A 26,307-nucleotide genomic window follows, 5' to 3' on the forward strand; every position below is an offset into this window, starting at 1 on the left:
AACTCCCCCAATCCTGTTACCAGGACAAGGGGAGCAAAGTGTTAAACAATTATGGTTTCATTGTTCTCCGTCTGAAGCCTAACCATACACCGAGAGCGATCAGCCCGAGACCCGCCAGATAGAACGGATAGTGGCCTGCTTCACCCGTTTGCGGCAGCATCGTTACCGTAGTCTCCGATGGCGGAGTTTGTGGTTTCGGCGTTGGTACTGCCGGCTTCTCCGGTTTCGGCTTATCCAGTTCCGGCTCGCCTTCACCGCGCGGAGTATCCTCCTCATCGATGTCAACGGTTGGCGTTTCCGTCGAAGGGGTTTGAGGAGTTGTTGTCGGTTCGCCTCTTGGGGTATCTTCATCCGGCACATCTACTTCGCCGGAAGGTGTCCCTGGGTTAGACGGGGTTCCCGTTCCTGGACTGGACGGAGTTTCCGAAGGCAGCCCAGGATCATCATCATCATCGTCGTCCTTCGAACCACCAGGCGTTCCTGGATTCGATGGGCCGCCTGGGTTACCAGGATTTCCTGGATCAGTCGGATTCGTCGGATTATCAGGATTTCCTGGGTCTGTCGGATCCGTTGGATTGCCAGGGTTTCCTGGGTCTGTCGGATTGCCAGGATCGGTTGGGTTGCCTGGATCTGTCGGATCTGTCGGGTCCGTTGGATCCGTCGGGTCCGTTGGCTCGCCTGGATTGGTTGGCTCTTCCTTAGCGTTCGTGATAGTCAGTTTCTTTACGTTGCCTTGACTCTGGATTTTGGAGTCGATCGTTACGTCCCATGTTGCCTGATCGATCTTATATCCTTCCGGAGCTGCCAGCTCCTCCAGAACATAGTCGTCAAACAGCAGCTTCGTAAACAGAATTTTTCCATCTGCTCCTGTTGTTTTTACGATCGGCGTCTTCTTACCGGCTTTATCGTAAAGGGCAAACTTTGCTCCTGCCAGCGGCTTCGTCTGATCATCCTGGTCAACCTTCGTTACTTCCAGGCTGCCCGTGACGCCGCCTCCCGAGCCTGAACCGGAGGAAGTGCGGACGATAATCTCCTTCGTCGTTTCCCTAACCTCGGTCTTCAGCTGATCTCCTTCGAGCGCCACTTTATTCTGTACAGCTTCTTTATCTCCAGCGGTGATGAACGACTGATATTCCAAAATATAAGCCGTGGAGATCGCGTCCGTGAACTTTAATTCAAACGTCTCTTGATCGCCGTCAAGCCTTGAGATGGTTAATGTGTAATCCTTCCCTTTTGTCAGCTCATCAGCTTTGACCGCTTCACCGTTCGCATTGATCTTGGTTGCGTACAGGTGGAACGATTCCTCGATCAGGACTTGGTTCGCACTAGGATAATCGAGAATCTTGGCGTTGGAAATTTGCGACTGCCCTTCATTGATACGAACGGACCAATCGATTTTGTTTCCGTTTTGGGCGCCGTTTTTCTTCACATATTCGCCGCCATGAGGAACTGACACACTGGCGTTCCATGTGGCCGCTTTAGTAGTGCCGTTCAGCAGCTCAGCCGTATTATCAATATTCTTGACAATCACTGTGCCTTGCAGCGATGTTTTGAACTCGATCCAGTATGCGGTTGAGATCTGGCTGGTAAAACGAATGGACAATTGGTTTCCGTTCGCATCAGACGGTTCCGTCACCTCAAATTGAGACGCCGGTACTTGGGCGCCCTTAGCAACCCCATCCCGTCCCCCTGTCAGCTTCATCTCGTATACCTTCACCGAATTTGGTACAAGCTTCTGATCCTGCTTCAGAACATCCGTTACGATCGCTTCGTCTAGCGATTTGAGATTGTAGTTCATCTTGATGTTCCACGTAATCTCTTTGTTGACTGGATTGTAGCTGCCGTCTTTACCGCCGTTATTTTTCGTATAGCCATCGGAGGAGAAGCTCGCATCCCGCTGGATCGGGCCTTTTTCCTCGCCGTTCTCGATCCACGTCATGATGGCTCTGTTCATGTAATCCAGCTTGCTGTTATTCAGCCAGTCGATGTTAAATTTCGTTTGATATTCGATTGTATACGTGGTGTCAATGGTCTTGGAGAACTTGATATCAAAGCCACTGCGCAGATTATTGTACTCGACCTTATAGTCGCTCGCAGGAACGACTTTCCCGTCCGCTTTTACGACTACTGTACCCGGAATGAATTCAAGGCCGCCTTGCGGGAACGTATCCCTGATGACTACATTCTCCATGCTGTACTTGCTGCCGTCCGGCTTTTTATCGCCATTGACCGTAATAACCCACTTCGCCGTTTTGTTGGCAAAGTCGACATTCGAGACGCCCTTCACCAGAGCGCGAATTCCTTGGGCCGGAGCTGTTACTTCTTTGGACGAGTCACCCGATACGACTTTATTCTTTACTGGCTGTCCCTCAGCGCTCGTCCGGTCGACCGGTTTGGTCTGGTAAACGATCGTATAAGGAGAATCGATACCATTATTGAATTGAAGTGTAAATCCGTTTGTACCCGTCGGTGTAAAGGTGTATTCATCCGGTGAAAGCTGATCTTCTGCCTTCGTCGAATTCCCTTTATACACCTTCAGCGAATCAGCAACCAGCGTATGAATCGCACTGAATTCATCCATGATGATCGCTTGCTCTTTCGTAAGCTTTTTCTCGTTGAAATTGTATTTCACAGTCCAGGTGATGATTCCGTTATCTTTATTCTGGCTATAAGACTTATCCAAAAATTTACCGCGGTCCACTGTTACCGTAGCAGTTGATTTGGCATTTTCCATGTCGTCGCCAGACAGTACAGCAGTGTTCTCAAAACGCGCCTGCTCGCCGGTAAGCTTCGTTGAATAACGAATCTCGTAGGCTTTGCTGATCGTCTCATCCTGGAACGCAAGCTCCAGTTTGGCGCCGCCGTTCGTTTCAACCGTATACTTGTCGGCCCCTACCTTTTCGCCAAGGACCGTCGAGCCGTCACCGTTAACCTGCAGACGGTATACCTCCACAGAGTCGGCGATGAGCTCAGAGCCTTCAGGCATCACATCCGTGATGACCGCATGCTTGATCTTATCCAGCGACTTGTTGACTTGAACCGTCCAATCGATCCGGTCTTTGCCAACCGCTTTCCCCTGTTTATCGATCAACTTTCCGCCCTGCGGCTTCAGATTCACGATAACGGTCTGCACACCGCTTTTTACCGGAATGGCAATGATGACTTCCGTGCTTCCCTTAATCGTTTCCTTCGTAAACTCGGTGCGTATTTGCAGCTTGCCGCTTACGTTGGAATGGCTTTCCACATAATCGTTGAAGGTCATGACAACCTTCCCGCTCCGATCGACGGTAAATGTGCCAACTTTGTCTTGATCGGCCACGAGCGGTGCGTCAATGTCCGTAAAAATTTCAAACTGCTTTGGCAGTTCGAAGGTAAAGGTATCCCCGTTCTTGTAGCCGTGATTATTCGGAAGCTCCCATTCGTAGCTGAGATTCACAGCCTCACCGATGTCCAGGGTACTGTCCGGATTATATACCGCATCGACCACGTTACCATTCGAGTCGGTTAATACCACTTTTGTTAAAATATTGTCCGTATTCTTGACTGGCGCCGGCGGGATATACACATCATCCGTCACTGCAACTTCATCCGTTTCCCCATACACGGATTCCTGCACGTTTGACAGTGCATCGGCCGCGTTGGCATTGGCTACATTGCCCGTCCAGACGGTTACACCAAAAACCGATTGAAGCAGAAGCAGCAGCGCCACAACGATTCCACTAACTTTTTTCTTCATAATCTCTCCCTCAGTCTCTACATCACCCTCGTAATGTCGGTTCCGATCCAGCTTTCCGTGCGCAAATCGGGCTATCTATACTGCATTGAATTGTATGCCGTTAAGAGACCTTCAGTCCATCACCTCCACTTATTTCTAAATGGCGCACGATTCATTGTTCCTGTTTTTCCCACCAGAACCAAATGGGCTTCTTGCATTATAACTGCCGGACCTCTACAATTTCTCTACAAACTCGAATAAGCCTTGGACATGTGTCCAAAGCTTAAGTTAATCGTATTCTTTTTAGTAATATTTGGATACCGAATAACGAGAGGCGTCTTTTATCATTTTAAAATCGGCCCCTTTGGCTTTCCAGCTCGCATCAACCGTTGTATCAATGGTTACCCATTTTCCGTTCAAATAAACTTCATTCCAGGCGTGGTAAACATCGACGTATTCCGAAGTCCCCATATCGAGCTTGGCTGGAATGCCGATACTCCGCAGCATGGAAGCGAACAGGGAGGCATAGTCGTAACACATCCCCTTCTGCCCTGCAATCGTGCGATTGATATCGGGAAGGTAATCTGTCAGATCACTGGTTGCAAGAGCCTTGTCGTATCTGATCGTACCAACAATATATTCATAAATAGCCTGTACTTTTTCTTCGTCAGATTGAGCAGACGCGGTTAGCTTCTTCGCAAGTTGAGCAGCCTTGTCCTGTTCGCTCCAATTGATATTTTGTACAGAACTCAAAAACACTTTGCTCTTGTTTGCCAGTTGAAGTGTAACGGGCGCTTCCTGTGCGATCTTATATTTGGTACCGCTGACTTGCTCCAGTACGGTAACCGTGTAATCACCGTTGCCCATCTGCAGCGGGAATGCTTCCTGCCGTTTATTCGGCGAAAGTACATACGTATATTTGTCCTGACCTTTTGAGATCATGAGCTTCGTCTTGATGCCGGCTTTCACATCATAGCGAACAACGATCACACCACGGTCCAGCTGTTCCAAGCCCAGCCAATCCTGAGATTGCGCAGCTTGTACAAACGGAGCCCACAATAATAACGCAAAAAGTCCTACAATCGCGAATATTGCGTTGCGCATAACTGCAAACTCCCTTCGATAGCCAGGCTGCCATTGACATATCGTCAAGAAGGCCCTGTAGCTTTGCGTCCCAGTCTTTCGACAAGTTTGCCATTGTCGTGCTAGAGTTTCCAGATTTTAATATAAAATTATCCTATGAAAAACAAAAAAAGCGTCTTCGTTCGGTAGCTGGCTGCCGTTTGACATATCGCCAAGTAGGCCCTGTAGCTTTGCGTCCTTGCCTTTCGACAAGTTTGCCGTTATCGTGAGTAGCTTTTGTGAGACTATCTTACCAAATATCTCTATTTCTATCAAGAGAAAATTTACAAGATTCATTGATTTCCGCGCCCATTCGATGATCTTTTTTTTCGTTCATATCTCAGACCATAAGAGCAAGAATGAGGACGAAATGATTAAAGCCTCCTTGATAGAATGAGTTACACCAAAGCCAAGGAGGAAGCAAAATGTCGATGATTCGGGAGTTCAATAATCTCCATACTTCAGAGGAGCTATTATTTTTGGGAAATGCCTGGGATCTATTATCAGCTTTGACATTAGAGAAGACAGGTTTTAAAGCCATTGGTACTACCAGCTGGGGGATTGCCAACTCGTTAGGCTATGCGGACGGAGAATTAATAGATTTTAATCAAAATCTAGCAATCGTCAAAACCATTGCAGAAAATGTAAAAATACCGGTATCCGCTGATATCGAGGCAGGATATAGCGAGGATTTTAACACAATTATCGATAATGTATTAAGAACAGCAGATGTCGGGGTCGCCGGCATTAATATCGAGGATTCCTTGAAAAAAGAAACGGGGTTAAGAGATATAGCGGATCATTGCAGCCTTCTGATCAAAATGAGGACGGCGCTGGAAAATCGCGGATTCAAAGATTTTTATATCAACGCCAGAACGGATACTTACTTTCAATTGGAAAACCCCTTCAATGAAACGATCGATCGGGCCAGTGCCTATGTTGAAAGCGGGGCCAGTGGCATCTTTGTGCCAGGGGTAACGGAAGAGGACGAAATTCAGCAAATAGCTGCTCAAGTCAAGGCGCCGCTCAATATATTGTCTTTGCCTAACCTGACGAGTTGTAATAAGCTGAAAGAGTTAGGCGTCAAGCGTTTCAGCTTCGGAAATGCCCTGTCAGATAAAGTCATCGCTTGCTTACAAAACAATGCGGCTAAATTATTGGAATTACAGGATACCTCACATTTATATGAAAACTAGATCAGAAGGCAGGGATGAAGTGATGACCAGTATAAATCTTTCATTTGACGAGATGTGGGAAAAAATCATTGCCTGCGACCGGAAATATGATGGTCTATTTTTTACAGCCGTGAAAACAACAAAAATCTACTGCCGTCCTTCCTGCAGATCCAGAAAGCCCAAAAAGATAAATGTTGAGTTCTATCACAATATCAGTGAGGTTGAAAAAGCTGGTTATCGTGCATGTAAAAGATGCCAGCCCGAGGTTGAACATTCTCCAAACAGTGAATTTGTCAAAAGTGTTACGACAATTTTAGTGAATCAATATAAACAAGATTTGAAGCTGAATGATATTGCGGAACAGGTCGGTTTAAGCCCCTTTTATCTTGAAAGGCTGTTTAAAAAAGAAACATCAGAGACTCCGCGTACTTTTTTGGAAAAAGTGCGCATCGATAGAGCCACACAGCTTCTTCAAACGACCGATATGACCAATCTTGAAATTGGTTATGAGGTAGGCTTCCAAAGTCTTTCTAATTTTTACAAAGTGTTTCGAAATTTAAAAGGCTGTTCGCCAAGCGAGTTTCGTAAGATGAGGAAAGAGCCTTAATCGATAAACTGGAGATTCAATACTACCTTTTTTCTTGGAGGTCCTTATATGAGCAGACTGTATATAATAGATTACCAATCCCCCATTGGAATGGTTGAAATACAAGGAACCGATCAAGCGGTTTACTCTATCCTGTTCTCGGAACGGGACCAGATCGTAAATGCTATCCATGACGAAACTCCCCAGGCTTTGAAGCTTTGCCGTGATCAGCTTGATGAGTATTTTAAAGGCACACGTACCGAGTTTACATTTCCTTATATATATGAAGGTACTGAATTTCAAAAAACGGTTTGGAATTCTTTAAAAACAGTCCCCTACGCGCAAACGTGGTCCTACAAAGATATTGCTGTTTCCATCGGGAATGAAAAGGCCATACGAGCTGTCGGCAGCGCAAACGGCAAAAACAAATTAAGCATTGTCATCCCCTGCCACCGAATTATTGGTACCAACGGGAAGTTAACCGGCTATGCGGGCGGCCTATGGCGAAAGGAATGGCTTCTTAAGCATGAGCAACGTTTGAGAAAAGAAGGGACAGGCGTTTAATCGCAAATCACTACGTATTCCCCAACATCCCGGCAAGTTCATATAAGGAGTCGTACCGCTGAATGCGGTAGTGACGGCCTTCTTTTTGCAAATATCCTTTATCACAAAATTGAGCAAATACGTATAATAAATGCCGATAGGAGACACCCAGAAAATCACAAACGGTCACATGCTTTTCCTTATAGACCCCTTCGTCAGCAGTCTGCAAAATAAAATCCGCTAACCGGTTTTCAAGCGGGAAAGCGAGGCTTTGCGAGGACTTGGCCGCCATTTTGGTGGCTTTTTCACTCAGAAACTTCGTCAGTCCACGCAGAAATAACGGGTCTTCCAGCATTTGTGCACGGCAGTGATGAAAAGGAAACGCAAAGCAAACCGTCCTGGTAGAAGTCTGAATCCCTTTTGTATAATATACCTCGTTCAACAATTCCATTTCTCCAAAATAGTCTTTAGCATTGATAAAATTAATCAGGGACACCTTCCCGTTGTGATGGGTCACATAAATTTTGGCCTTTCCTTCAACAACATAAAATAAATAATCAGGCCTCATGCCTTCCTTAATAATCCATTCACCACGCTTATATTCATGCACCTCAATAAACTCTTCAATCGGAAAAGAAAATAAATGTGCAATGGAGTGTTCCTCCAGATAACGTTCTCTTTTCTCATTTTTATATATTTCCATAGTCCACCCCAAAAGATGAGATTTCTCATGTTGCCGTATCCCCCTCCATGATATCATGCAACCTGTGGAGGGAACAAAATGAACACACAACGCTGGATGAGCAGACAGTTTTTCAGTTTTTTTGTTACATGGGGTGTTTTTCTGCCCTATTGGACCGGATGGTTGATTCATACAAAAGGGATCTCGGTGTCACAGGCAAGTCTGATTATGAGCGTGGGTTTGGTGGCAAGAGGCCTGTCCACATTAGTTATTTTCCCTGCATTATCGGGGAAATTCAGCAGTAAAACCTTATTAAATGCAGCGGCCATCGGCACGCTCATTGCGCTCCTCTGTTACATTCCGTCCCATGCCTTCGGCAGCTTGCTTGCCGTAACTGTATTTTTACATTTGGTGTATCCTGCGTTAATGCCTGCTTTGGACAGTGCAGCCGGAGTGCTTGTGCAGCGGCAGCAATTGCAGCATTACGGAAAAAGCCGCTTATGGGGATCCATTGGATTTGTGGTGACTGGCTTGATCTTGGCCGTCTTTACCGGCGCAATGGGGGAAAAAGTTATTTTATGGGCGATGCTGCTTGGCATTGTGGTGTTCGTATGCCTTGGATTCATGCGTGCACCCGTAGTTTTATCTGAAAAGCCGCAAGCGAGCAAAATCCAAAATAACGGAATGCTTAAATTATTTCAAATCAAACACTTTCCTTTGGTGCTTGTCATTGTGATTTTATTGCAGGCGGCACACGCTTCCTACTACAATTACGGCTATATATATCTGCAAGAAATCCATGCACCAAAATATTTGATCGGCGTGATTATTAATATTGCCGTAATTGCAGAAATTATTTTCTTCGCGGTCGCTGACCGGAAATTTCACAATTTTTCGGCAGGCTCCTTACTGGCGCTGGCGGCACTTGGCTCATCCCTGCGATGGATATTGGTATTTGCCTTTCCGAACGTGATTGTGTTCAGTATCGCGCAAATCTTACACGCATGCTCATTTGCGATGGGGCATTATGCCTTTATGAAATATTTGATCAAAAATATCCCGCATGAACAGGTTCCCAAGGCACAGGGAATGTATTCGGCGCTGGCACTTAGCTGGAGCACGGCGGTGTTCACCATTTTCGGCGGCTATTTATACGAAATCGAGCCAAGATACGCCTTTTTGGGAATGATTGTTTGTACCGTGCCGGCGATGCTGCTTGCTTTTGTGTATCAGAGATTGGAATCCCAAACCCAAAAGGCTCATTGACCTGGGACCCTGCTTCGTCCTCTCCGCTGCTCCGTGCATATCCACCTAAAAAAGCCGAGAACAGGCAAAATTTCTCTCTGTTCTCGGCTTTTTGTTGTTGGGACAGCCCCTTGTCGGCATATCCTCATAAATTCAACATTATGCCATTAATTCTGCAAGCAGAGCGTTCAGCCGGTCCAGGTTTTGTTCATTGCCCTCGATACAGTACTCCTTGGCTTCTTCAAACTCTGCCTTATTCATAAACAGCTGGCGAAAAATCACTCTTGTTCGGCCACCATTGTTACCCTTCTTGTTCGAGTGTTTTGCCAAGTGCATTCAGCATCTCATTAGTGCCATGCTCGCGCACTTCCGGCGTATCGTGACCGTCGAAAAATGCTCCCTGCTCCGTGAAGATCAGCTTCGTGCCACCCTCCATCGGAATAAGCTCGATCGTTGTGATCGAGACGGAGATACGCACATCATCTGAATCAAGGGTGTAGCTATAGACGATGCGCTGCTCCGGCACAATCTCCTGATAACAAGCGTCAAAGGTAAAGACAGGCCCCTCTGGCGGACCTCCGCTGCTGTATTCGCGTCCTCCGACACGGAATTCGAAAATATCAGCTTTCGAGAACCACTTTGCTTTGGCAGACGGATCAGACCAGGCTTTATAAACTCTCGCAGGCGATGCAGCATACGTCCGCTCCACGACAAAGGTGGCATGTTTGACAAATCGTTCAGTCACGGTGAATCCTCCTTAGTTTTCGAATCTCCTTCTTCTTCGGCAAGAAAATCGCCCAGTACATCCAGACGGTGTTCCCAGCTTGTCCGCCGCTCGACGACCAGCTTCTCATGGCTCTTTTTCATCACTTGCAAAAGCTCGGTGAAATCCTCAACCGCTAACGGTTCCTTCCCCTGCATGGACTTGGACACATGTTGAAGCTGTTCAAGCAGCGTCTGCTGCAGCTTGATTTGTTCCTTGATACGGGCCATTTGCAGGTTGACGATCTCCAGCGGACTGATCTGCTTGTCGTTCAGGACAGACTTGATCTCTTCAAGAGACAAGCCCAATTCCTTCAGCGATACAATCTGCTGCAGGCGCGACAGGTCGGATTCACTGTACAGCCTGTGCCCGGACTCCGTCTGGCCGGATGGCGAGAACAAGCCGATTTGATCGTAAAATCGCAAAGTTCGCACGGTGAGTCCCGTTAGTTTTGCCAGGTTCCCCACCTTCCAATGTCGTACCATAAGAAACCCCTTTGTTAGCGCTAACTGTTTACCGGTAGTTTAAGTATAAAAGATGACGTCACGTAAGGTGCAAACAAAATATTTATTACCTTGTTGACTTAAACCATGGTTTAAGTCGTATCATAATCCTGTCGACAATGTAAAGATATGATTTGGAGGCCTCCAGGATGAAGTATTACTCAATTAGCGAAGCTTCAGCCATGTTCAATGTACCGGAATCCACATTGCGTTATTATGAAAAAAAGGGGCTGCTGCCGCTCATTGAGCGCGACGAAGCCGGCAGACGGTTATTTTCAGAAACTCAAATAACGATCCTTAAAGTCGTTACTTATTTAAAAAACACTCACATGCCTATACGTGAGATCAAGCAGTATATTGATTGGGTCGTAGAAGGAGATGACACTACCGAACTCCGGCTCGAAATGCTGAAGAATCACAAGCAAGCTGTACTGGCTGAAATTTCGCAGATGAATGAAGCATTGGAAGGAATCGACGTAAAGATAGCAACTTATACAAAACGGGTTCAGGAAAGAAAGAAAAATGAAGTGAAAAATAATGGAGAAGAGGCGCTATTATGAAACTTTCAGGAAATACAATACTTATTACAGGCGGAAGTGCGGGAATCGGGTTGGCTTTTGCGGAGCGCTTTCTGAAAGCCGGCAATAAAGTCATTGTTTGCGGACGGCGTGAACATGTGCTCCAAAATGCAAAAGAAAAATTCCCTGACCTCATTACACGTGTGTGCAATTTGGATATGGAATCCGAGCGCGCAGCTTTGTTTGATTGGGTCACGGAAAACTATCCGGAAGTGAATGTGTTGGTTAACAATGCAGGAATCCAGCAACGATTTAATGTGTTAAAAGCGGATGCGAAGAACGATTGGAGCTATTTCAATAAAGAAATCACCACCAACATTGAGGCACCCTTTCACCTCTCTATGCTGTTTGCTCCATATTTTGCAGCAAAAGAAGAGGCGGCCATCATTAACGTGACATCCGGGCTGGCTTTTACACCGTTTGTCATTGCTCCGATCTATTCAGCGACCAAAGCAGCTCTTCATTCTTTTACCATGAGCCTAAGACACCAGCTGTCTGAAACGTCTGTGGAAGTCATTGAGATTGCTCCTCCGGCAGTGAATACAGATTTAGGCGGATCAGGGCTGCATGTGCATGGAGAACCATTGGATGCTTTCGCGGATGGCATTTTCAAAGGATTGGAAGAGGGTAAAGAGGAAATTGGATATGGCACTTCTGTTAGCCGCTTGCGCATGTCGCGAGATGAAATCGACGAGTACACGGAAAAGATGTACCAGGCCACAAAAAACGCAGTTGAATAAATACACTTGTCATAAATGCCTGCCTCCGCTACGCCCTGGGTGCGTAAGCGGAGGCTGGCCTGTTTTAAATGGTCATACAGCAAAAATGACTGGGACAAACCGTTCCAGAGTATTGCTAAACAAGGAGCTTCCGCATTTTTTCTGATGTTTGAGCATCCAAAGGGATATTGATTGTAACTTGCAGGTCAATGGAGTCCATCACCTGAAATGAAAGATGGCCAAAACGAAGGGCGCCCACAACCGGATGAAAAAGCAGTTTTTCACCTTCTGGCGCATTTACAACATGATGCAACGGCCACCACTCCCGGAACTCCTTGCTTTGGCGATGCAGATCCGCAATGATCTCTTCCCACCAAGGATCTCCTACTGTATTTGCATAGTTGGCCCGAAACTGGGCCAATCGATGTTTGGCGTTCGCTTCCCAATGTTCACCCAGCAGCTGCTTGGCATAGTCAGTCGTAAATAAGCGCCATACCGAATTTCTATCCCTTGCCGACATTGCTTCGTAATCTCCATAAACAAGTGTCGCGGCCCGGTTCCATGCCACGATATCCCACCGTGAATTGACCACAAAAGCAGGGCTTTCCCCCTGTCTGTCCAGAAAATCCTGCAGCAGCAGGCTTACGTTGTTCTGGGGGTCAAAATGATCCGCAGGCAGGTGCCCTGCAGCCAGCAAAAACAGGTGCTTCCGCTCACTGTCGTTCAGTCGCAGCGCGCGGGATAGACTATCGAGCACCTGGGTTGATACCTGAATATCTCTCCCCTGCTCCAGCCATGTATACCAATCCACACTGATCCCCGCGAGTACGGCAACCTCTGCTCTTCTAAGCCCCGGAGTCCTTCGTCGTTCGCCAGAAGGCAGCCCTACCTGTTCCGGAGTCAGACAAGCCCGCCGGGTTCGGAGAAATTCCGCTAATTGCCTGGACTTCTCCCGTTCCTCCTGCATTCCATCACGTCCTCCACCAAATCTATGTATCCTGGGAGAAACACTCCTAGGTTAATTGCCTCTCTCGTTATTCTACACCACCGGATATATACTGATGCAGTCATCATTATTTTACAGGATCAGGGGAGGAAATTGATATGAAGCAGCTAAACGACAACAATTCTATGAGCGGGGAAAGAGAACAGTTATTGGATTGGAACAAAACAGCTTTGGTAGTCATCGATCTTCAAAAATGGATTGGTAATCAGTATGCCCCCTATTCTGCCGAAATGGTCATTGCCAATTCAGCCAAGCTGGCTAATCTTTTCCGTAACAAAGGGGCTTTTGTGACACTCGTGCATGTATCCAGCAAAGACTTCAAGGATATGCCCAGTCCCAAGCTTGATACCACACCTCCGAAACTGAATCTGGTTGAGGGGTGGGATGAATTTGTTCCCGAGCTCGGCGTGACCGACACGGACCATATCGTCGCCAAAAAGCAGTGGGGAGCTTTCCACGGAACAGACCTTGATCTGCAGCTGCGGCGCCGAAATATTAATACGATCGTATTATGCGGCATCCCCTCAGGGATCGGTGTAGATACAACGGCCAGAGAGGCTTTTCAGCACGGATACCATATCATTTTCGCGATTGACGCCATGACCGGATTCACGAAGTCCGAGCATGAGCATGTACGGGATGTCATTTTCCCGAGGATTGGACGGATTCGCACAACGGAAGAGATTGTGAATGGGAACTAGGGCTGCCTAAGTGGCAGCTTTTTTTTATGAAGTCAGCTGCAGCTTCAAAATCATCCATGCCTACAGGAGGCATTAAACTAATTTTTTTATTTATGTTGACGACCACATATTTATGTGATATCTTTTGTTTAGTCGATATGTTGACGACCACATAAAACAAAGGATGTGATTTAACTTATTGTAAAAGGAAACAAAAATGAACCCATTGAACATAAAATCAGGGCAGTAAAGGAATTTCCCGTAAGCTTCTCTATATTTGGCATTGCTCGTTCACATCATAGGATTGGAGCCCAGCTGCTTCGGGAAGCAGGCTTATACCCAGGTCAGGAAATCGTGCTGATGCAGCTGTGGCACCGAGACAGCCAATCACAGAATAGTCTCTCACGGTCGCTGCGACTTGATCACTCGACCATTGCCAAATCCGTTCGCCGTTTGGAAGAGGCGGGGCTGGTTACCTGCAGCCGCTCAGAGGAAGATAAACGCGTAACCATCGTATCGCTTACCCAGGCGGGCCGCGAGTTTGAGCCTAAAGTGATTGAGGCTTGGAGCAAGCTGGAAGAGATAACAACGCAAGTTCTCAATGATGAAGAAAAAATGCTGTTTACAGCCTTGGCACACAAAATTGCTGCTTCATTAGAAGCTTAACTGTAAATCAAAAAAATGATGAGTGAAAAAGGAGAGATTAGCATGTCTAACAAGTCAATGCAAGCGATTATGGTCAATGAATATGGCGGTCCAAATGTTTTAAAGGTAGAGAAAGTTGAACGCCCTCAACCGCAAACGGATGAAGTGCTCGTTCGCATTGTGTATACTACGGTTATTCCGCTTGACTTTAAAATTCGTAACGGCTGGCTTCAAGAGGTTTTCCCTGTAACATTCCCCTACATCCCTGGATTTTACGCTTCCGGAGTTGTCGAAGAGGTGGGGCAAGGGGTAACCGAGTTCAAGCCGGGGGATCGTGTTTTTGGCAGAGTTAGAGGAGGCTACGCTGAATATAGCATTACGCAAGCCCAGGAATTAGTTAAAATGCCCGATCATCTCATCTTTGAAGATGCGGCCACGATCAAGGCAGGAGCCGAAGCGGCCTGGAAAGCGTTGTTTACCGAAGGCGAGCTCCAGCCTGGTCAAACCGTTCTCATTCATGCGGCAGCTGGCGGTGTTGGACAATTTGCCGTTCAGCTGGCCAAGTGGAAAGGAGCAACCGTAATCGCCACGGCTTCCGCCTCCAATCTGGACTTCGTCAAGTCATTGGGTGCGGACCAGGTCATCGATTATACCACGACAGCTTTTGAGGACGTCGTCAAAGAAGTGGATCTGGTCGTCGATTCCATTGGAGGAGATACCGAGAATCGCTCCTGGGCCGTTCTGAAGAAGGGCGGAATTCTCGTCTCTTTGGCTCAGGACCCATCCCAGGAGAACGCTCAAAAACACGGCGTTACCGCTAAATTCAACACCAAGTTCCCGACTTACGAGAACCTGCAGACCATAACAGAATTGCTTGCCGAGGGTACGATTAAAGCAGAGATCGATTCCATCTTCCCGCTAAACCAAGCCGACAAAGCACTGGAGAAAAGCGAAGCAAGACACGGACGAGGAAGAATTTTGCTGCAAGTAAACCCAATCTAACAGCAATATGTGTGAAATAGAAGTTTGATATTAAACCATGGAGAGCAACACGTGTGTTTACCACTACGTGTTGCTTTTTTCGTTCCTATGTCTTATTCCTTTTCTAGCTTTCGAAAATAAATGCACATAATAGGTGAAATATGGGCCCGATCTCGAACCCGGCTGTGTTATATTCAAAACAATAGTCCTAAGATTATTTGACTAAATGCATGTTAAAGGAGAAGTTATGAAAAAAATAGTAGACTTGATGCTTATGGGGGGCCTGGCTATCTTCGTTGCTCTTTTCTCTTTCACTCCCCTGACTTCCGCCGCTTCCGTTCATTACACACTCTATATTGACGGCAAGGTGGCAGCGGCACAATTCCCCACTGTTGTGGAGAATAACACCACTCTAATTCCGATGAAATCAGTTTTGACAGAACTAAATTACACTATGACCGTAGATAGCAAGACGAAGGCGATTACGGCCAGGAATTCGGCAGGCTCCTTCATCACCGTGAAGACAGGCAGCAAGAAAGCCACAATCAACGGATCCGAAGTCCTGCTTCCCGCACTCGTAAAAACGATGAACGGAACCACATACATACCTCTATCGGCCATACGGAATTTAACCGGACAATCGATCGGCGCAGATACTTCTTGGGGCATAGCTTGGATCGGGGAAAAGCCAATAGAAACCGACATTACGATCCCATGGGGAATATCCCCGGTCGAAGTCAAAGCACTTTTCAGTGATAAGCTGCTTATCGATGAAGTCGGCAAGGACGATATTCATATCCTTCTGTACCAGGGATCGCCCGAAGGTGATGAAGCAGTATGTTTATTTTACAAAAACAAACTTGCCAAGGTGGGATATGCCTCTGACATTTCCGACCTTGATGGAGCCACTTTAGTTGGTGTTTACGCCGGCATGTTCGATAGTTTCGCCAAACGTTATGGAGACCCGGTTGCAGGCTCCGATGCTCCCGATCTGAATAACATTGATCAAAATATTGCACGCTTCGCCAACAAAGGTTACTTATCAAGCGACTGGAAGGTGGGAGACACTAAAATCTCCATATTACTGAAAGCGGAGGGCACTGGATACGTCGCTAGCATGCAATATGCCGATATATCGGTAGAAAAACAAGTTGATGCTGCCCTGGATGCAATTAAGTAAACCAAAATGAACATTAAAGAAGGAGCCGCCCGGCTCCTTCTTCATATTTTACCACGATGTACTGCATCCTAGGTTAGATCTTCAGTGGTGGCGCTATAGCATAGGAGGCCTTTGGCAGTATCTTAGGCCTTTTTTACAAACTCCGACTTTAACTTCATCGCGCCGAATCCATCGATTTTGCAATCAATGTCGTGATCCCCATCAATCAGACGGATGTTTTTGACTTTGGTGCCGATCTTCAGGACCGATGATGTCCCTTTTACTTTCAGGTCTTTGATGACGGTAACCGAGTCTCCATCACGCAGGACATTGCCGTTGGCATCTTTTACGATTTTTTCGTCTTCACTGGCTCCGGGGCCGGACTCCAGGCTCCACTCATGGGCACATTCCGGGCACACCAGCAAGCTTCCATCCTCATACGTGTATTCGGAACTACATTTCGGACAATTAGGCAAGGTAGACATTAATTTTTTGGATTCTCCATTCATTATATTGATCTAATCTCTATCATACTGTCACAGGCTGTATCAGATCGTCAAGCACTACAGCTATCCCCGTATTTACTCCACTATCTTCAAAAACGCTCGATATCGCTGTACTTGCTCTTTCGTTGCTGTTTCCCTTAACGATTCGAATTTTGAAGCACACCTCTTAAAATATCGATCCATCCCCAGCTCATGGGCAAGTCTTATCGCCTGCAAAATGCACTCGACTGCATCCTGCGGCCGCCTCATCCATTGCTCGTACATTGCCCGTTGGAAGAAGTAAAGATACATATTCTCGTTGTTTGATGAATCTGATTTTATGTTAAAATCATCAATTTGCTCACTGAATGTATGTATAATCTGATCAACCTGCCACCCATACCGCACCGCCGCCCCCATGATCGTGGTCAGGCCCCTCACCTGTTCATCGGGATGCTTACGCAGAAAACCAACATACTCATCCAGCAACTCAGCCTGTCCCACCTCAATCTCCAGGGCATACCGGTTCGCCCTCGCTTTATGCTTGAACTCATGTACCACCTGCTCTTCTGCTTCATTCAGTGAGCCCATCCATTTCAGTTCCGCATATCGCCTGATACACGCTCGCGCCTCCTCTACCTTTCCCAGCTTCTGATAAGCAAGACCCTTCATTTCAAGACTGTACCCGTAATAATACAGCAACGGACGTTCAGTAGGATTATATGGGGCAGACCACCCTTGGGATTGGCGCTCCCGCCGCTCTTCATGGATACACTTCACGCATTGGTACAAAATATCGGCTATCTCCAACACTTTGCTCCAATTTTCAAAGCCTACAGCCATATCCAGCATTTCAACAACGATATCCGGTTGAGAGATTTCAGGATGAAAGCTTGCAAAGATGACTCCTCCTTTACAAAAGTAGTATAGACGAAGTTATACTCCTTGGGGGATGACTAGTCTCATCCATTATACTACTTATAATATGTAATTCCACAATGATATTGCTAGATATTTTATCCTGACTTTTATATCCTATCTTATCTAAGCTTGTTATGAGGTGGTTATAATGTCAGATCTGCGCCAATTAGTCGGTACACGGATTAGAGCAATGAGAAATGCCAAAGGCCTTACACAGCAGAAACTGGCTGATATCGCCGGATTGGATTATAGATATATCGGAGCATTAGAAAGAGGCGAAAGAAACTTTTCCATAGATACGTTGGAGAAAGTTCTAATCGCCCTGAATGTTTCCCTTAGTGAGTTGATGTATTCGGATAGTGAAATAAATAACGCCGGATCTTTAAAGAGAGAGGCCATTGATGAATTCACAGGAATTGTCAGTTCATTAAATGAAAAACAGATTAGTAGCCTTAGGAAAATAAATATTGAATTTAAACGCGCTTTTGATTAGACCAAAATAAATCATGAAGCGCTGCGTCCATTTGTTCCTTTGTGATAATTAATAAATTTGTAGTATTGAATGTGTTCTTCTCAGCAAAACGAAGATAATGAAGATATCTGACTAATTTGATAAATGCTCTTAACTTTTCATCTGACCAAGGAATAACCACTCCAAATCTATCCAAAGCAGAGGCGTTTATTGCTCCTCCAATTAAATGTTTCCTGCTTACTAAGTGTTCTATTTCTATAGCCATAAAACACCTTGCATTATGATTCATATATTTAATATCATCATATTCTGGAGGACGAACAAAGTAATCAAATGCCTCTAGATTAATTCTATTATATTCAACCAACACCTTTAAGAACGATTCGACAATAGGCCTTTTCAAAATGCTATCGTATTCATCTCCAAGGCGTTCATGTGTGGCAAATGGTCCGACCGCGATATCTAAGCGAGGAGAATATATAGTCAATCCATATTCATCTCGCATAGATGACCATTCTTCCTGAACTTCTTCATTCAAAAAAACGTTCTTTAACCTATCTCTTAGTTGATATTGATATATTTGAAGATCATTATTTCTGAATTTTCCGATTGGGTACCTCATATTTTCAATCCTTTCAAATCGCTTTCAGATTATTCACAAACTTGATAAATACCTCCGTTATATCCCAACTAGTAACTAATAACCTATCCCCTATCATACCACATCATGGAAAATAGCAGACAATTATATAGTCAAAAAGAACCAAAAAGTGTAAAATCCAAGGTCTAAAAAGTGTAATTTCTTTATAGCACATTTTCAACGTTCTCACCGTTATACCCACACTCCAATCTTTCGCCGTCACCTATGATAAAGCTCTTCATATTATCAATAATTCAAAAATGTTCTTAAGGGATTTCCATGCTATTTTTTTCAACACTGCTTCTGCCTCCGACGTAGAGACATGTCGCAATTCATTAACACACCTCTCTCCTTCTCAGATCGGTTCTCTTCTTGGTACATCTAGAGATAGGCACTCAGCAATACAGATTTAAAGGTATGATTTGAACTCATACCGGATAAGATAAGAACATATACTGGTTGTAGTTAAGCTTGTAGTTTGGTTGTAATTTAAGTTGCAGTTTGCTAAGATGGGAGGTGATAGATACTATGAGCGGAGGGGTGAGTATAATGACGACAGTTGAAGTTCGGACTCAAACAAGAGAACTGCTCAGAGTCATTGCGGAAAAAGAAGACCATGAAATTCTTTCATTAAATGTCCGTTCTCTTAAGAACTTGGTTGAACTGATGCGCGATTACGCCATAATTACACATGCAAGTGCTCCCGAGTCGGAGGTTGCTGCTGCTGTTGAAAAATTGATTGACTATGTGGACTTGAACGCTCGTTCGGTCGCCGACCCAGTTATGCCTGCTAGCTATAAAACAACCTATCTAGCCGAAGTTTTTAACGTTTCGGTGACTGCCATCAATAATTGGATTGATGAAGGCCGGTTTATCGGCTATCAGCGGGAGCCGCATAAACATGCACGAATCCCACATTTCACTCCCTTTCAACATCGCGATGGGCGCATTGAGCCTCTTGGTCTGATCGTCGAACGTTACAGACACCAAGAGAGTGAGTCATTTGCCGATGTGGACGAAAGAGATATGCTAATCGGTGAAATTGAATTTCTCAAACAAAAGTATGGTGGGAAAGACTTCAACGATGCATTTGATTTCGAAAATCTCACGAACGAGCAGGAAAGTGATGTTTCCCGTTGGCGGTTTTACCGGACGAGGCTTGAAGAACTCTCATGAGTCGATATAGCGAATACGTTGAGAAACATGTACCCAGACCTCCCATTGTCCCCACCGATTGGGATTACGTATGTAAAGAATTTGATGATATTATTGATGGAGATATCATTGATGGAAACAAAGAGGGACGTGACCGGTATCCTCAAGTCCGAAAAATGATTCGGATCAAATATGGAGGGGGAGCCCTTCACGCCTCTGAATACATACAGGATCGTAGAAACGTTGCGCCTTGTGTAATTCAATTTGAATATGACTGGCAATACGATCAAGGCAACCCCGAGGCAAGTTGGAAGTTCCATTACGATACCTATCATCCACAGCATTACTGGCCAGCTACAAAGCACTTCCATCAACATGATCAGCCCAATCCGTTAAAAACAAATCACGGGAGGACATCCAACTTTGCAGCTCGGGATGTATGTGCCGTCCTGGAAACCATTCGCGTTGCACTACGGGTTTCCGGGAAACTGCCCTAATCTATACATATATGACAAGCCGCTCCCGTTGAGCGGCTTTCTCATTTTCATCGACAGAGAGCTACTATCTGGACATTTGTTTCCATTTATTCTCTAATTCCGGGTATTGGTATGTTTTCATTCTGTCTAAGAGATCGGCTGCTTCTGTAGCTATGATCATCAGATCCAAGTGGCTTGGATTCATAAATCCTTTTCTAATCCCTTGATGGACCATCTCTAACAATGGCTCATAATACTCATTAATATTGAAAATACCAACAGGCTTTTTATGAATTCCAATCTGGGACCAGCATAATGCTTCAAAGAGTTCTTCAAATGTCCCATATCCTCCGGGCAATGCAATAAAACCATCTGCCAGCTCACTCATGGTCGCTTTCCGTTGATGCATATTCTCTACTTCAATCAGTTTGGACAACCCTGTATGAACCATTTCTCCGGCAAACAATCCCTTTGGCATAACGCCAGTCACAGCGCCGCCTAATTCTAATACCGTATTTGCCACCTCGCCCATCAATCCAACATTGGATCCCCCGTAGACAAGCTCCAATCCGTTCCTTACAATTTCTTCACCTAAATGTCGAGCGTGGATCTGAAACTCCATTTCTTCTCCCAAATTAGATCCGGCATATACACATATTTTTTTCATGTCTATCCCCTTATACAATATGTTGTTATGATATGATATCTATGTTACTAAATATAGATATGGAAGTGAAGAGATGGATTCAAAGGAATTTCAGCACTGGGTAGAAGCTTTTTATAAAACCAGAGGATGGGCGGACTATGGTCCATTTATTCGAATGGGCTTTTTAATGGAAGAGGCAGGAGAAGTTGCAAGAGTGGTGCGTTCGTTGGAAATCGGGAGGAATCGCCCTGACGAAGCTGATAAACGAACCGATGAACTAAAGAGGAAGCTAACAGAAGAACTGGGAGACGTGCTCAGCAACCTGATCATTTTGGCTAAAAAGTATGATATCAGCATGGAAGAGATCATGGAAACCCATGTAAGAAAGTTAAAGCAAAGGTTCCGTGACGAATGACCGCCTACCCCGCACCGGGTCTACCTGCAGAAAAATAAGAAGGAGCATACCATAGCGGCAGCTCCTTCTTCGTAAACCCTCAGTGCAGCACCAAGGCTCAAGATGCTTGATTATACAGTTTTTCTGATTTCTTTTTAAAGGGACTCCGCACGGATTTTGTGAAATCCATGGTTCGTCCCATAATGATTGATGCCAAGAAAGTAAAGAATGCCGTCTTGATATCCATGACCAGGGCTCCCAGGATAAGCACAAAAAAGTCAAATGCAATATGGACGGTTCCCATTTTTAGTTTAGGAAAACGAAGTTGAATTAACCGGGCTAATAGCCCAACGCCCCCGCTGGTCAGCCCTTGCCGAAAAACGATTCCCGACCCCAATCCCAAAAAGGCCCCCCCAATCACAATGCCTAACCATAAAGGAGGATGCACCCAATTTCGAATGGGATACAGAAGGTCAAGAAAGACGGACAAAACTCCTGCAACCATCATCGTCTGGATAACGAAGGAACGCCCAATACGCTTCCAAGCCAGTAAAAACAAAGGAATATTAAGAGCAAATACAACTAAACCCGTATTCCAATTGAAAACATAGAGGGTAAGAACCCCGATTCCCGGAAACCCTGTGCTAAATAGATGAACAGGAACATAACCGAGATTCACGCCTAAAGCCATAATAAAACATCCAACGAATGAAATCATGATATTGCTTACTCTCAATGTAGAGGACCCCCGTCTGTCTAAGCCAACTGGTTATGGGAAATTAATCTGTGAATATGCACGGCCAGATAGGTGAGTTCCTCGTTAGGAATGGTTTTCCCGTACACTTGGTTAACATATTCCTTGATCTTGAACGCTCCGTCCATCGCCCCCGGATAAAGGCTGGCAATCTGCTCAAACAATAAATTGTCACTGGTCTCTAACATCTTATCCGTATATAATCGCTCCACAAAAAACTTAACATGGGTGATAAAGCGGGTGTAATGAACGTTTTCCGTATCCATATCAATGTTCATCGAATACCTGACCAGATTGACGATGCTGCCAATCATTTTGGCCATCTTCATGCCGTCCTTGGATTCCTTCTCCTCGCTTTGGGCATTGATTAAATGAAAAGCGATATTGGCCGCTTCCTCCTTGGGCATTTCGATGTGCAGCTTTTCTTTGATCAGCTCCAAGGAGAATAGCCCGATCTCATATTCTTCAGTATAGTAATTTTTAATTTCCCAAAAAACCTTGTTGGTAATCGCGATATTTTTATGATACCGTTCCACCGCAAAATGCAAATGATCCATCAGGGTAAAATAGATCCCCGTGTTGAGCTTGGTCTGCAGCTTCTTTTCCGCGTAGGCCACAATCTGCCCAGTCAGTTCCACGTATACCGGAGGAATGGCATCCAATACACCGAGATACTCTTTGACTTTGACATTTTCGACAGGTACGAACATTTGGTCTGCCTGGTGTTCCTCGACGATATTGCCCGCTTTTTGGCCATAACCGATGCCTTTGCCAAACAGAATGTATTCCTTGTTCTGCTCATCTTCTACCAAAACTACGCTGGAATTCAACACTTTTTTGATTTTGATCACCATGGATCACCTTCCTGACCGAAAGATGGGCAATTAATCCAGATCTTCACCATTGCTTTCAATTACTTTTTTATACCAGTAAAAAGAATCCTTGCGGCTGCGCTGCAACGTGCCGTTTCCTTCATCATCCTGATCGACGTAAATAAAGCCGTATCTTTTGGACATCTGAGACGTGGAAGCGCTGATGATATCAATCGCTCCCCAGCTTGTGTAGCCAAACAGGTCAACGCCGGCTTCCACCGCTTCCTTCATTTGTTTAAAGTGGTCCCTAAAATATTTGATCCGGTAGTCATCATGGATGGAACCGTCGCTTTCCACCTGGTCCACGGCGCCCATGCCATTTTCCACAATGAGCAGCGGTTTTTTATAGCGGTCGTATAACTCAATTAAGGAAATTTTCAGGCCCACCGGGTCGATCTGCCATCCCCAATCCGTTACGGGCAAATAAGGATTTTTCACGCCTGTGATCGTGTTGCCCGACGTTCGCTCCAGCCCCTCTTTGGCGGACTCGGTTAACGACATATAGTAGCTGAAAGAAACAAAATCGACCGTGTGCTTCCGTAAAATCTCCCTATCTCCCGGTTCCATTTGCAGCTTAATATTTTTCTGCTCGAGCATGGTTTCGATCAGTGGCGGGTATTCTCCAAATACCTGCACATCCGCGTAAAAATAAGTGTGCAGATTCTTCATCAGCGTAATCTCCACATCTTTGGGGTGGCATGTATTCGGATAGGTCGTCAGCATCGTCAGCATGCAGCCTACCTGGCTGCCCGGAATGATGCGGTGGCAATCCGCCGTCACCAAGGCCGAGGCGACAAACTGGTGATGAAGCGCCTGATAAATGACTTCTTCCACCTTGCCCTCCGGACAACGATCCGGGACAATGCCCGCGGTTGTGAAAGGATGGCGGATGATGCTGTCGATTTCGTTGAAGGTCAGCCAATATTTCACCAGGTCCTTATAACGCGTGAAGCAGACATTGCTGAATTTCACAAAATAATCGATGACTTTTCTTTCTGCCCAGCCATTGTATTTGACGCTCAAAGCAAGCGGCATTTCATAGTGGGAAAGCGTGACAATCGGTTCAATGCCAAGCCGTCTCATTTCCGTGAACAAGCCGTCGTAAAACTTCAGCCCCAATTCATTAGGCTCGTTCTCTTCCCCGGTCGGAAAAATCCGGCTCCAGGCAATGGAGACGCGCAGCGCCTTGAAGCCCATTTCGGCAAACAGGGCCAAATCCTCCTTATACCGATGATAAAAATCGATCCCTCTGCGTTTGGGATATTTCTGGACGTCCGGATCTTGCATCGCCCGTTCGATCATTTCGGTGGTAACAACATGGTGCGCTTCGTAATCCTCAACATTTAAATGCGGTCTATACATGGCTATGTCTGCTACGGACGGACCTTTCCCATCCACGTTCCAAGCGCCTTCCGCCTGATTGGCGGCAATAGCGCCGCCCCATAAAAAGTTCTTCGGAAATCCTTTGCTCATTTCTATTCTCCCCCTTGGTTTAATTTCCTATCGCGGTTACAAACATCAAAGTATCCTGTTGATTCACCTGTTTTACATCCGCAACCTTTACCGCGTATTTGTCTTTATTGGTCACGATTGCGATGGTTACCGGATCATAGCCTTCCTCAATAATCTTCTCAAGATCGAACTTCAGCAATAAATCGCCGGCTTTGACCTCATCCCCGGCCTTAACCTGGGGTTCAAAATATTGGCCCCGCAATCTGACGGTATCGATTCCTACATGGAACAGCATTTCGATGCCGTTCGCCGTACTCATGGCAATGGCATGGTTTTTGCCGAAAACCATCTCAATCTTACCATCTACAGGTGCGTATAATTCACCTTTGGCGGGAATGACCGCAATTCCATCCCCCATCGCCTTAGTGGAAAAGACCTCATCCTTCACTTCAGATAAGGGAATCATTTCCCCAATCACCGGACTTTTGAACTCCCTCGCCGTATTGGGTTGGTCAGCGGATTGGCGCTCTTCCACTTTGGCCTTATTGTCCTTGCCGAGAACAAAGGCCAATGCAAAGGCAACAACGAAAGAGATGATCAGCGCGATGATGGCATTGATGATATTTCGCGGCAGCTCTTCCGAGATAAACATGGATAGACTGGCTAGCCCAGGGCCGACCAGCACAAATGCCTGCAAGCCGACAATACCGGTAAACGCCCCGCCAATCAGAGAACTGACCATGACGCTGCCGAGCACTTTTTTATTTTGCAGAGTGACCCCGTACAAGGCCGGCTCCGTAATGCCGAACAAGGCGGAAATGCCGGCGGAGAGAGCTGTGGCTCTCAGCGCTTTATCCTTGGTCCGCACCGCAACGGCGAAGCAGGCGCCGCTTTCAGCGATATTGTGGGCAAGCGAAGCGGGCATATAGAGCAATTCCTTGCCGGTGCTTCCAATCGCGGAGAGAGCGTAAGGAATGAGCGCTTTGTGCATGCCGACGGATACCATCAGCGGCAAGACGGCGGCCAAGAGCGCTACGGCAATCCACCCCACCTTATCGAACAAGGTTAAGATGATGAATGAGAACCCTTCGCCGAGCGTATAACCGAGTGGTCCCAGAATTAACAACGAAACCGGAACGGTAATGAGCAACGACATCATCGGGACAAAAAAGATCCGGATTACTTTCGGTGATATTCGCGTGAACCATTTCTCCATTTGAGCATAGAGCAACACGGTCAGAATCGCCGGAAAGACCTGATAGGCATAGGCGATGCTTTTGATCTGAAGGCCGAACAACTGGGCGCCTTCCCCAAGCATGGCCGTCATGTTCGGCAGAAGCAAAGCGCCGACGGCAGCCAGGGCCACCAACGTATTTACTTTCAGTTTGTTGGCAGTGGTGACGGCCACTAATAATGGAAGAAAGTACAGAGCCGCGTCGCTAATTTGCACCAGGATTTTATACGTGTGGCCTTCCGGGTCGAGAACATTCATTAAACCGAGCAGCAGCAGCAGCGACTTTAACATCCCGGCGCCGGCAATGGCCGGAATCAGCGGCTGAAACACACCCACGATAAAGTCCAAAATAACGCTGCCCACTTTCTTCTTCTCTTTCGGTTTAGCGGTGGATGCCGCAGCGGATTCCGTGTCCAAATCCGGGTTCGGGTTCGGCGAGCCCAGCAGATGATTGACTGCATCATAAACTTCAACAACTTCATTCCCGATAACGACCTGGCACTGACCGGTCATTTTTACAGCGATCACTCCGGGAATACTTTCGAGCCGCTTGACATCGGCTTTACTGTTATCGACTAAAGAAAACCGCAATCTTGTCGAGCAATGCTCCAAATGGGCAATGTTTTCCTTGCCGCCCACATACCTCAGAACTTCCGAGGCTGTCTTGTTGTAATCCATGTCCAACGCTCCTTTCTTTCGCAAAT

Annotated in this window: 28 protein-coding genes and 2 riboswitches; of the genes, 14 read left to right on the forward strand and 14 right to left on the reverse strand. The window is 46.1% G+C overall.

Features of this window, described 5'->3' with window-relative positions; translation table 11 throughout:
- Positions 1–49: 49 nt before the first annotated feature.
- Together ACE5KN_RS18265 and ACE5KN_RS18270 are read right to left on the reverse strand one after the other, a co-directional pair.
- On the reverse strand, positions 50–3,736 hold the full coding sequence (locus tag ACE5KN_RS18265) for a collagen binding domain-containing protein (protein WP_375526027.1): 3,687 nt from the start codon (positions 3,734–3,736) through the stop codon (positions 50–52).
- Positions 3,737–4,018: 282 nt separating this feature from the next.
- A complete protein-coding gene (locus ACE5KN_RS18270) occupies positions 4,019–4,819 on the reverse strand; it encodes a transglutaminase-like domain-containing protein (RefSeq protein ID WP_375526026.1) in 801 nt (266 codons plus the stop codon).
- A 14-nt stretch (positions 4,820–4,833) separates the two neighbouring features.
- Positions 4,834–4,921: riboswitch (cyclic di-GMP riboswitch) on the reverse strand.
- 58 nt (positions 4,922–4,979) lie between these two features.
- Positions 4,980–5,067: riboswitch (cyclic di-GMP riboswitch) on the reverse strand.
- 195 nt (positions 5,068–5,262) lie between these two features.
- On the opposite strand from ACE5KN_RS18270, the gene ACE5KN_RS18275 reads away from it, so the two are divergent.
- The 3 genes from ACE5KN_RS18275 to ACE5KN_RS18285 are packed head-to-tail and all read left to right on the forward strand — an operon-like array spanning position 5,263 to position 7,162.
- Positions 5,263–6,033: an isocitrate lyase/PEP mutase family protein gene (locus ACE5KN_RS18275; RefSeq protein ID WP_375526025.1), complete on the forward strand. Its 771-nt coding sequence runs from the start codon at positions 5,263–5,265 to the stop codon at positions 6,031–6,033.
- A 22-nt stretch (positions 6,034–6,055) separates the two neighbouring features.
- Positions 6,056–6,619, forward strand: a complete 564-nt coding sequence (locus ACE5KN_RS18280; RefSeq protein WP_375526103.1) for a bifunctional transcriptional activator/DNA repair enzyme AdaA — start codon at positions 6,056–6,058, stop codon at positions 6,617–6,619.
- A gap of 48 nt (positions 6,620–6,667) precedes the next feature.
- Positions 6,668–7,162, forward strand: coding sequence for a methylated-DNA--[protein]-cysteine S-methyltransferase (locus ACE5KN_RS18285; protein ID WP_375526024.1), 495 nt, complete (start codon positions 6,668–6,670; stop codon positions 7,160–7,162).
- Positions 7,163–7,172: 10 nt separating this feature from the next.
- Here ACE5KN_RS18285 and yeiL read toward each other — a convergent pair whose 3' ends face one another.
- Positions 7,173–7,844 carry a transcriptional regulator YeiL gene (yeiL, locus tag ACE5KN_RS18290; RefSeq protein ID WP_375526023.1) on the reverse strand — a complete coding sequence of 224 codons (672 nt, stop codon included), beginning with the start codon at positions 7,842–7,844 and terminating at the stop codon, positions 7,173–7,175.
- Positions 7,845–7,922: 78 nt separating this feature from the next.
- On the opposite strand from yeiL, the gene ACE5KN_RS18295 reads away from it, so the two are divergent.
- Positions 7,923–9,089, forward strand: coding sequence for an MFS transporter (locus ACE5KN_RS18295; protein ID WP_375526022.1), 1,167 nt, complete (start codon positions 7,923–7,925; stop codon positions 9,087–9,089).
- Between the two features lie 280 nt (positions 9,090–9,369).
- Here ACE5KN_RS18295 and ACE5KN_RS18300 read toward each other — a convergent pair whose 3' ends face one another.
- Together ACE5KN_RS18300 and ACE5KN_RS18305 are read right to left on the reverse strand one after the other, a co-directional pair.
- Positions 9,370–9,813: an SRPBCC family protein gene (locus tag ACE5KN_RS18300; RefSeq protein WP_375526020.1), complete on the reverse strand. Its 444-nt coding sequence runs from the start codon at positions 9,811–9,813 to the stop codon at positions 9,370–9,372.
- Positions 9,810–10,316 (reverse strand): MerR family transcriptional regulator, encoded by a 507-nt coding sequence (locus tag ACE5KN_RS18305; RefSeq protein WP_375526019.1) that lies wholly within the window; start codon positions 10,314–10,316, stop codon positions 9,810–9,812. The genes ACE5KN_RS18300 and ACE5KN_RS18305 overlap by 4 nt, the downstream gene beginning before the upstream one ends.
- Before the next feature lie 167 nt (positions 10,317–10,483).
- Here ACE5KN_RS18305 and ACE5KN_RS18310 point away from each other — a divergent pair, with 167 nt between their 5' ends.
- Together ACE5KN_RS18310 and ACE5KN_RS18315 are read left to right on the forward strand one after the other, a co-directional pair.
- On the forward strand, positions 10,484–10,894 hold the full coding sequence (locus tag ACE5KN_RS18310; protein WP_375356506.1) for a MerR family transcriptional regulator: 411 nt from the start codon (positions 10,484–10,486) through the stop codon (positions 10,892–10,894).
- A complete protein-coding gene (locus ACE5KN_RS18315) occupies positions 10,891–11,652 on the forward strand; it encodes an SDR family oxidoreductase (RefSeq protein WP_375526018.1) in 762 nt (253 codons plus the stop codon). Before ACE5KN_RS18310 ends, ACE5KN_RS18315 begins: the two co-directional genes overlap by 4 nt.
- A gap of 115 nt (positions 11,653–11,767) precedes the next feature.
- On the opposite strand, the gene ACE5KN_RS18320 is transcribed toward ACE5KN_RS18315, so the two are convergent.
- A complete protein-coding gene (locus ACE5KN_RS18320) occupies positions 11,768–12,598 on the reverse strand; it encodes a helix-turn-helix transcriptional regulator (RefSeq protein WP_375526017.1) in 831 nt (276 codons plus the stop codon).
- A 137-nt stretch (positions 12,599–12,735) separates the two neighbouring features.
- Between ACE5KN_RS18320 and ACE5KN_RS18325 the strand changes: the two genes are divergently transcribed.
- The 4 genes from ACE5KN_RS18325 (at position 12,736) to ACE5KN_RS18340 (ending at position 16,123) form a co-directional block, all read left to right on the forward strand.
- A complete protein-coding gene (locus ACE5KN_RS18325; RefSeq protein ID WP_375526016.1) occupies positions 12,736–13,338 on the forward strand; it encodes an isochorismatase family protein in 603 nt (200 codons plus the stop codon).
- A gap of 294 nt (positions 13,339–13,632) precedes the next feature.
- Positions 13,633–13,983, forward strand: a complete 351-nt coding sequence (locus ACE5KN_RS18330) for a MarR family winged helix-turn-helix transcriptional regulator (protein ID WP_375533127.1) — start codon at positions 13,633–13,635, stop codon at positions 13,981–13,983.
- Positions 13,984–14,025: 42 nt separating this feature from the next.
- Positions 14,026–14,964, forward strand: coding sequence for an NADP-dependent oxidoreductase (locus tag ACE5KN_RS18335; RefSeq protein ID WP_375526015.1), 939 nt, complete (start codon positions 14,026–14,028; stop codon positions 14,962–14,964).
- Between the two features lie 226 nt (positions 14,965–15,190).
- A complete protein-coding gene (locus tag ACE5KN_RS18340; protein WP_375526014.1) occupies positions 15,191–16,123 on the forward strand; it encodes a copper amine oxidase N-terminal domain-containing protein in 933 nt (310 codons plus the stop codon).
- A gap of 122 nt (positions 16,124–16,245) precedes the next feature.
- Here ACE5KN_RS18340 and ACE5KN_RS18345 read toward each other — a convergent pair whose 3' ends face one another.
- Positions 16,246–16,587 (reverse strand): zinc ribbon domain-containing protein YjdM, encoded by a 342-nt coding sequence (locus ACE5KN_RS18345; RefSeq protein ID WP_375526013.1) that lies wholly within the window; start codon positions 16,585–16,587, stop codon positions 16,246–16,248.
- A gap of 96 nt (positions 16,588–16,683) precedes the next feature.
- Positions 16,684–17,439, reverse strand: a complete 756-nt coding sequence (locus ACE5KN_RS18350; RefSeq protein ID WP_375526012.1) for a DNA-binding protein — start codon at positions 17,437–17,439, stop codon at positions 16,684–16,686.
- A gap of 217 nt (positions 17,440–17,656) precedes the next feature.
- Here ACE5KN_RS18350 and ACE5KN_RS18355 point away from each other — a divergent pair, with 217 nt between their 5' ends.
- Entirely contained in the window at positions 17,657–18,001 is a 345-nt protein-coding gene (locus ACE5KN_RS18355; RefSeq protein ID WP_375526011.1) for a helix-turn-helix domain-containing protein, read from the forward strand.
- Here ACE5KN_RS18355 and ACE5KN_RS18360 read toward each other — a convergent pair.
- Positions 17,982–18,518, reverse strand: a complete 537-nt coding sequence (locus ACE5KN_RS18360) for a hypothetical protein (RefSeq protein ID WP_375526010.1) — start codon at positions 18,516–18,518, stop codon at positions 17,982–17,984. The two genes, ACE5KN_RS18355 and ACE5KN_RS18360, sit on opposite strands and share 20 nt — an antisense overlap.
- A 651-nt stretch (positions 18,519–19,169) precedes the next feature.
- On the opposite strand from ACE5KN_RS18360, the gene ACE5KN_RS18365 reads away from it, so the two are divergent.
- Both ACE5KN_RS18365 and ACE5KN_RS18370 read left to right on the forward strand, forming a co-directional pair.
- Complete coding sequence (locus ACE5KN_RS18365; RefSeq protein WP_375526009.1) at positions 19,170–19,796, forward strand: hypothetical protein; 627 nt, start codon at positions 19,170–19,172, stop codon at positions 19,794–19,796.
- Complete coding sequence (locus tag ACE5KN_RS18370) at positions 19,793–20,272, forward strand: hypothetical protein (protein WP_375526008.1); 480 nt, start codon at positions 19,793–19,795, stop codon at positions 20,270–20,272. Before ACE5KN_RS18365 ends, ACE5KN_RS18370 begins: the two co-directional genes overlap by 4 nt.
- A 64-nt stretch (positions 20,273–20,336) precedes the next feature.
- Here ACE5KN_RS18370 and ACE5KN_RS18375 read toward each other — a convergent pair whose 3' ends face one another.
- On the reverse strand, positions 20,337–20,918 hold the full coding sequence (locus ACE5KN_RS18375) for an LOG family protein (protein ID WP_375526007.1): 582 nt from the start codon (positions 20,916–20,918) through the stop codon (positions 20,337–20,339).
- A 73-nt stretch (positions 20,919–20,991) separates the two neighbouring features.
- On the opposite strand from ACE5KN_RS18375, the gene ACE5KN_RS18380 reads away from it, so the two are divergent.
- Positions 20,992–21,312, forward strand: coding sequence for a MazG nucleotide pyrophosphohydrolase domain-containing protein (locus ACE5KN_RS18380; RefSeq protein WP_375526006.1), 321 nt, complete (start codon positions 20,992–20,994; stop codon positions 21,310–21,312).
- A 97-nt stretch (positions 21,313–21,409) separates the two neighbouring features.
- Here the strand turns inward: ACE5KN_RS18380 and ACE5KN_RS18385 are convergent, their stop codons facing one another.
- From ACE5KN_RS18385 to ACE5KN_RS18400, 4 genes are read right to left on the reverse strand one after another with little or no spacing between them, the layout of a single operon-like run.
- Positions 21,410–22,027 (reverse strand): YitT family protein, encoded by a 618-nt coding sequence (locus tag ACE5KN_RS18385; protein WP_375526005.1) that lies wholly within the window; start codon positions 22,025–22,027, stop codon positions 21,410–21,412.
- A gap of 20 nt (positions 22,028–22,047) precedes the next feature.
- A complete protein-coding gene (locus ACE5KN_RS18390) occupies positions 22,048–22,896 on the reverse strand; it encodes a BglG family transcription antiterminator (RefSeq protein ID WP_375526101.1) in 849 nt (282 codons plus the stop codon).
- Between the two features lie 33 nt (positions 22,897–22,929).
- Positions 22,930–24,390: a glycoside hydrolase family 1 protein gene (locus tag ACE5KN_RS18395; RefSeq protein WP_375526004.1), complete on the reverse strand. Its 1,461-nt coding sequence runs from the start codon at positions 24,388–24,390 to the stop codon at positions 22,930–22,932.
- Positions 24,391–24,409: 19 nt separating this feature from the next.
- Entirely contained in the window at positions 24,410–26,281 is a 1,872-nt protein-coding gene (locus ACE5KN_RS18400; protein WP_375526003.1) for a beta-glucoside-specific PTS transporter subunit IIABC, read from the reverse strand.
- Between the last annotated feature and the right edge of the window lie 26 nt (positions 26,282–26,307).

The sequence above is a fragment of the Paenibacillus terreus genome, from assembly GCF_042138595.1.
Taxonomy (GTDB): Bacteria; Bacillota; Bacilli; order Paenibacillales; family Paenibacillaceae; genus Paenibacillus; species Paenibacillus terreus.

What these genes read in the sequence shown, in the direction of transcription:
- ACE5KN_RS18265 (WP_375526027.1), bottom strand. Translation starts at nt 3,736, where the DNA reads ATGAAGAAAAAAGTTAGTGGAATCGTTGTGGCGCTGCTGCTTCTGCTT.
- ACE5KN_RS18270 (WP_375526026.1), bottom strand. Translation starts at nt 4,819, where the DNA reads ATGCGCAACGCAATATTCGCGATTGTAGGACTTTTTGCGTTATTATTG.
- ACE5KN_RS18275 (WP_375526025.1), top strand. Translation starts at nt 5,263, where the DNA reads ATGTCGATGATTCGGGAGTTCAATAATCTCCATACTTCAGAGGAGCTA.
- ACE5KN_RS18280 (WP_375526103.1), top strand. Translation starts at nt 6,056, where the DNA reads ATGACCAGTATAAATCTTTCATTTGACGAGATGTGGGAAAAAATCATT.
- ACE5KN_RS18285 (WP_375526024.1), top strand. Translation starts at nt 6,668, where the DNA reads ATGAGCAGACTGTATATAATAGATTACCAATCCCCCATTGGAATGGTT.
- yeiL (WP_375526023.1), bottom strand. Translation starts at nt 7,844, where the DNA reads ATGGAAATATATAAAAATGAGAAAAGAGAACGTTATCTGGAGGAACAC.
- ACE5KN_RS18295 (WP_375526022.1), top strand. Translation starts at nt 7,923, where the DNA reads ATGAACACACAACGCTGGATGAGCAGACAGTTTTTCAGTTTTTTTGTT.
- ACE5KN_RS18305 (WP_375526019.1), bottom strand. Translation starts at nt 10,316, where the DNA reads ATGGTACGACATTGGAAGGTGGGGAACCTGGCAAAACTAACGGGACTC.
- ACE5KN_RS18310 (WP_375356506.1), top strand. Translation starts at nt 10,484, where the DNA reads ATGAAGTATTACTCAATTAGCGAAGCTTCAGCCATGTTCAATGTACCG.
- ACE5KN_RS18315 (WP_375526018.1), top strand. Translation starts at nt 10,891, where the DNA reads ATGAAACTTTCAGGAAATACAATACTTATTACAGGCGGAAGTGCGGGA.
- ACE5KN_RS18320 (WP_375526017.1), bottom strand. Translation starts at nt 12,598, where the DNA reads ATGCAGGAGGAACGGGAGAAGTCCAGGCAATTAGCGGAATTTCTCCGA.
- ACE5KN_RS18325 (WP_375526016.1), top strand. Translation starts at nt 12,736, where the DNA reads ATGAAGCAGCTAAACGACAACAATTCTATGAGCGGGGAAAGAGAACAG.
- ACE5KN_RS18335 (WP_375526015.1), top strand. Translation starts at nt 14,026, where the DNA reads ATGTCTAACAAGTCAATGCAAGCGATTATGGTCAATGAATATGGCGGT.
- ACE5KN_RS18340 (WP_375526014.1), top strand. Translation starts at nt 15,191, where the DNA reads ATGAAAAAAATAGTAGACTTGATGCTTATGGGGGGCCTGGCTATCTTC.
- ACE5KN_RS18345 (WP_375526013.1), bottom strand. Translation starts at nt 16,587, where the DNA reads ATGTCTACCTTGCCTAATTGTCCGAAATGTAGTTCCGAATACACGTAT.
- ACE5KN_RS18350 (WP_375526012.1), bottom strand. Translation starts at nt 17,439, where the DNA reads ATGCTGGATATGGCTGTAGGCTTTGAAAATTGGAGCAAAGTGTTGGAG.
- ACE5KN_RS18355 (WP_375526011.1), top strand. Translation starts at nt 17,657, where the DNA reads ATGTCAGATCTGCGCCAATTAGTCGGTACACGGATTAGAGCAATGAGA.
- ACE5KN_RS18365 (WP_375526009.1), top strand. Translation starts at nt 19,170, where the DNA reads ATGACGACAGTTGAAGTTCGGACTCAAACAAGAGAACTGCTCAGAGTC.
- ACE5KN_RS18370 (WP_375526008.1), top strand. Translation starts at nt 19,793, where the DNA reads ATGAGTCGATATAGCGAATACGTTGAGAAACATGTACCCAGACCTCCC.
- ACE5KN_RS18375 (WP_375526007.1), bottom strand. Translation starts at nt 20,918, where the DNA reads ATGAAAAAAATATGTGTATATGCCGGATCTAATTTGGGAGAAGAAATG.
- ACE5KN_RS18380 (WP_375526006.1), top strand. Translation starts at nt 20,992, where the DNA reads ATGGATTCAAAGGAATTTCAGCACTGGGTAGAAGCTTTTTATAAAACC.
- ACE5KN_RS18395 (WP_375526004.1), bottom strand. Translation starts at nt 24,390, where the DNA reads ATGAGCAAAGGATTTCCGAAGAACTTTTTATGGGGCGGCGCTATTGCC.
- ACE5KN_RS18400 (WP_375526003.1), bottom strand. Translation starts at nt 26,281, where the DNA reads ATGGATTACAACAAGACAGCCTCGGAAGTTCTGAGGTATGTGGGCGGC.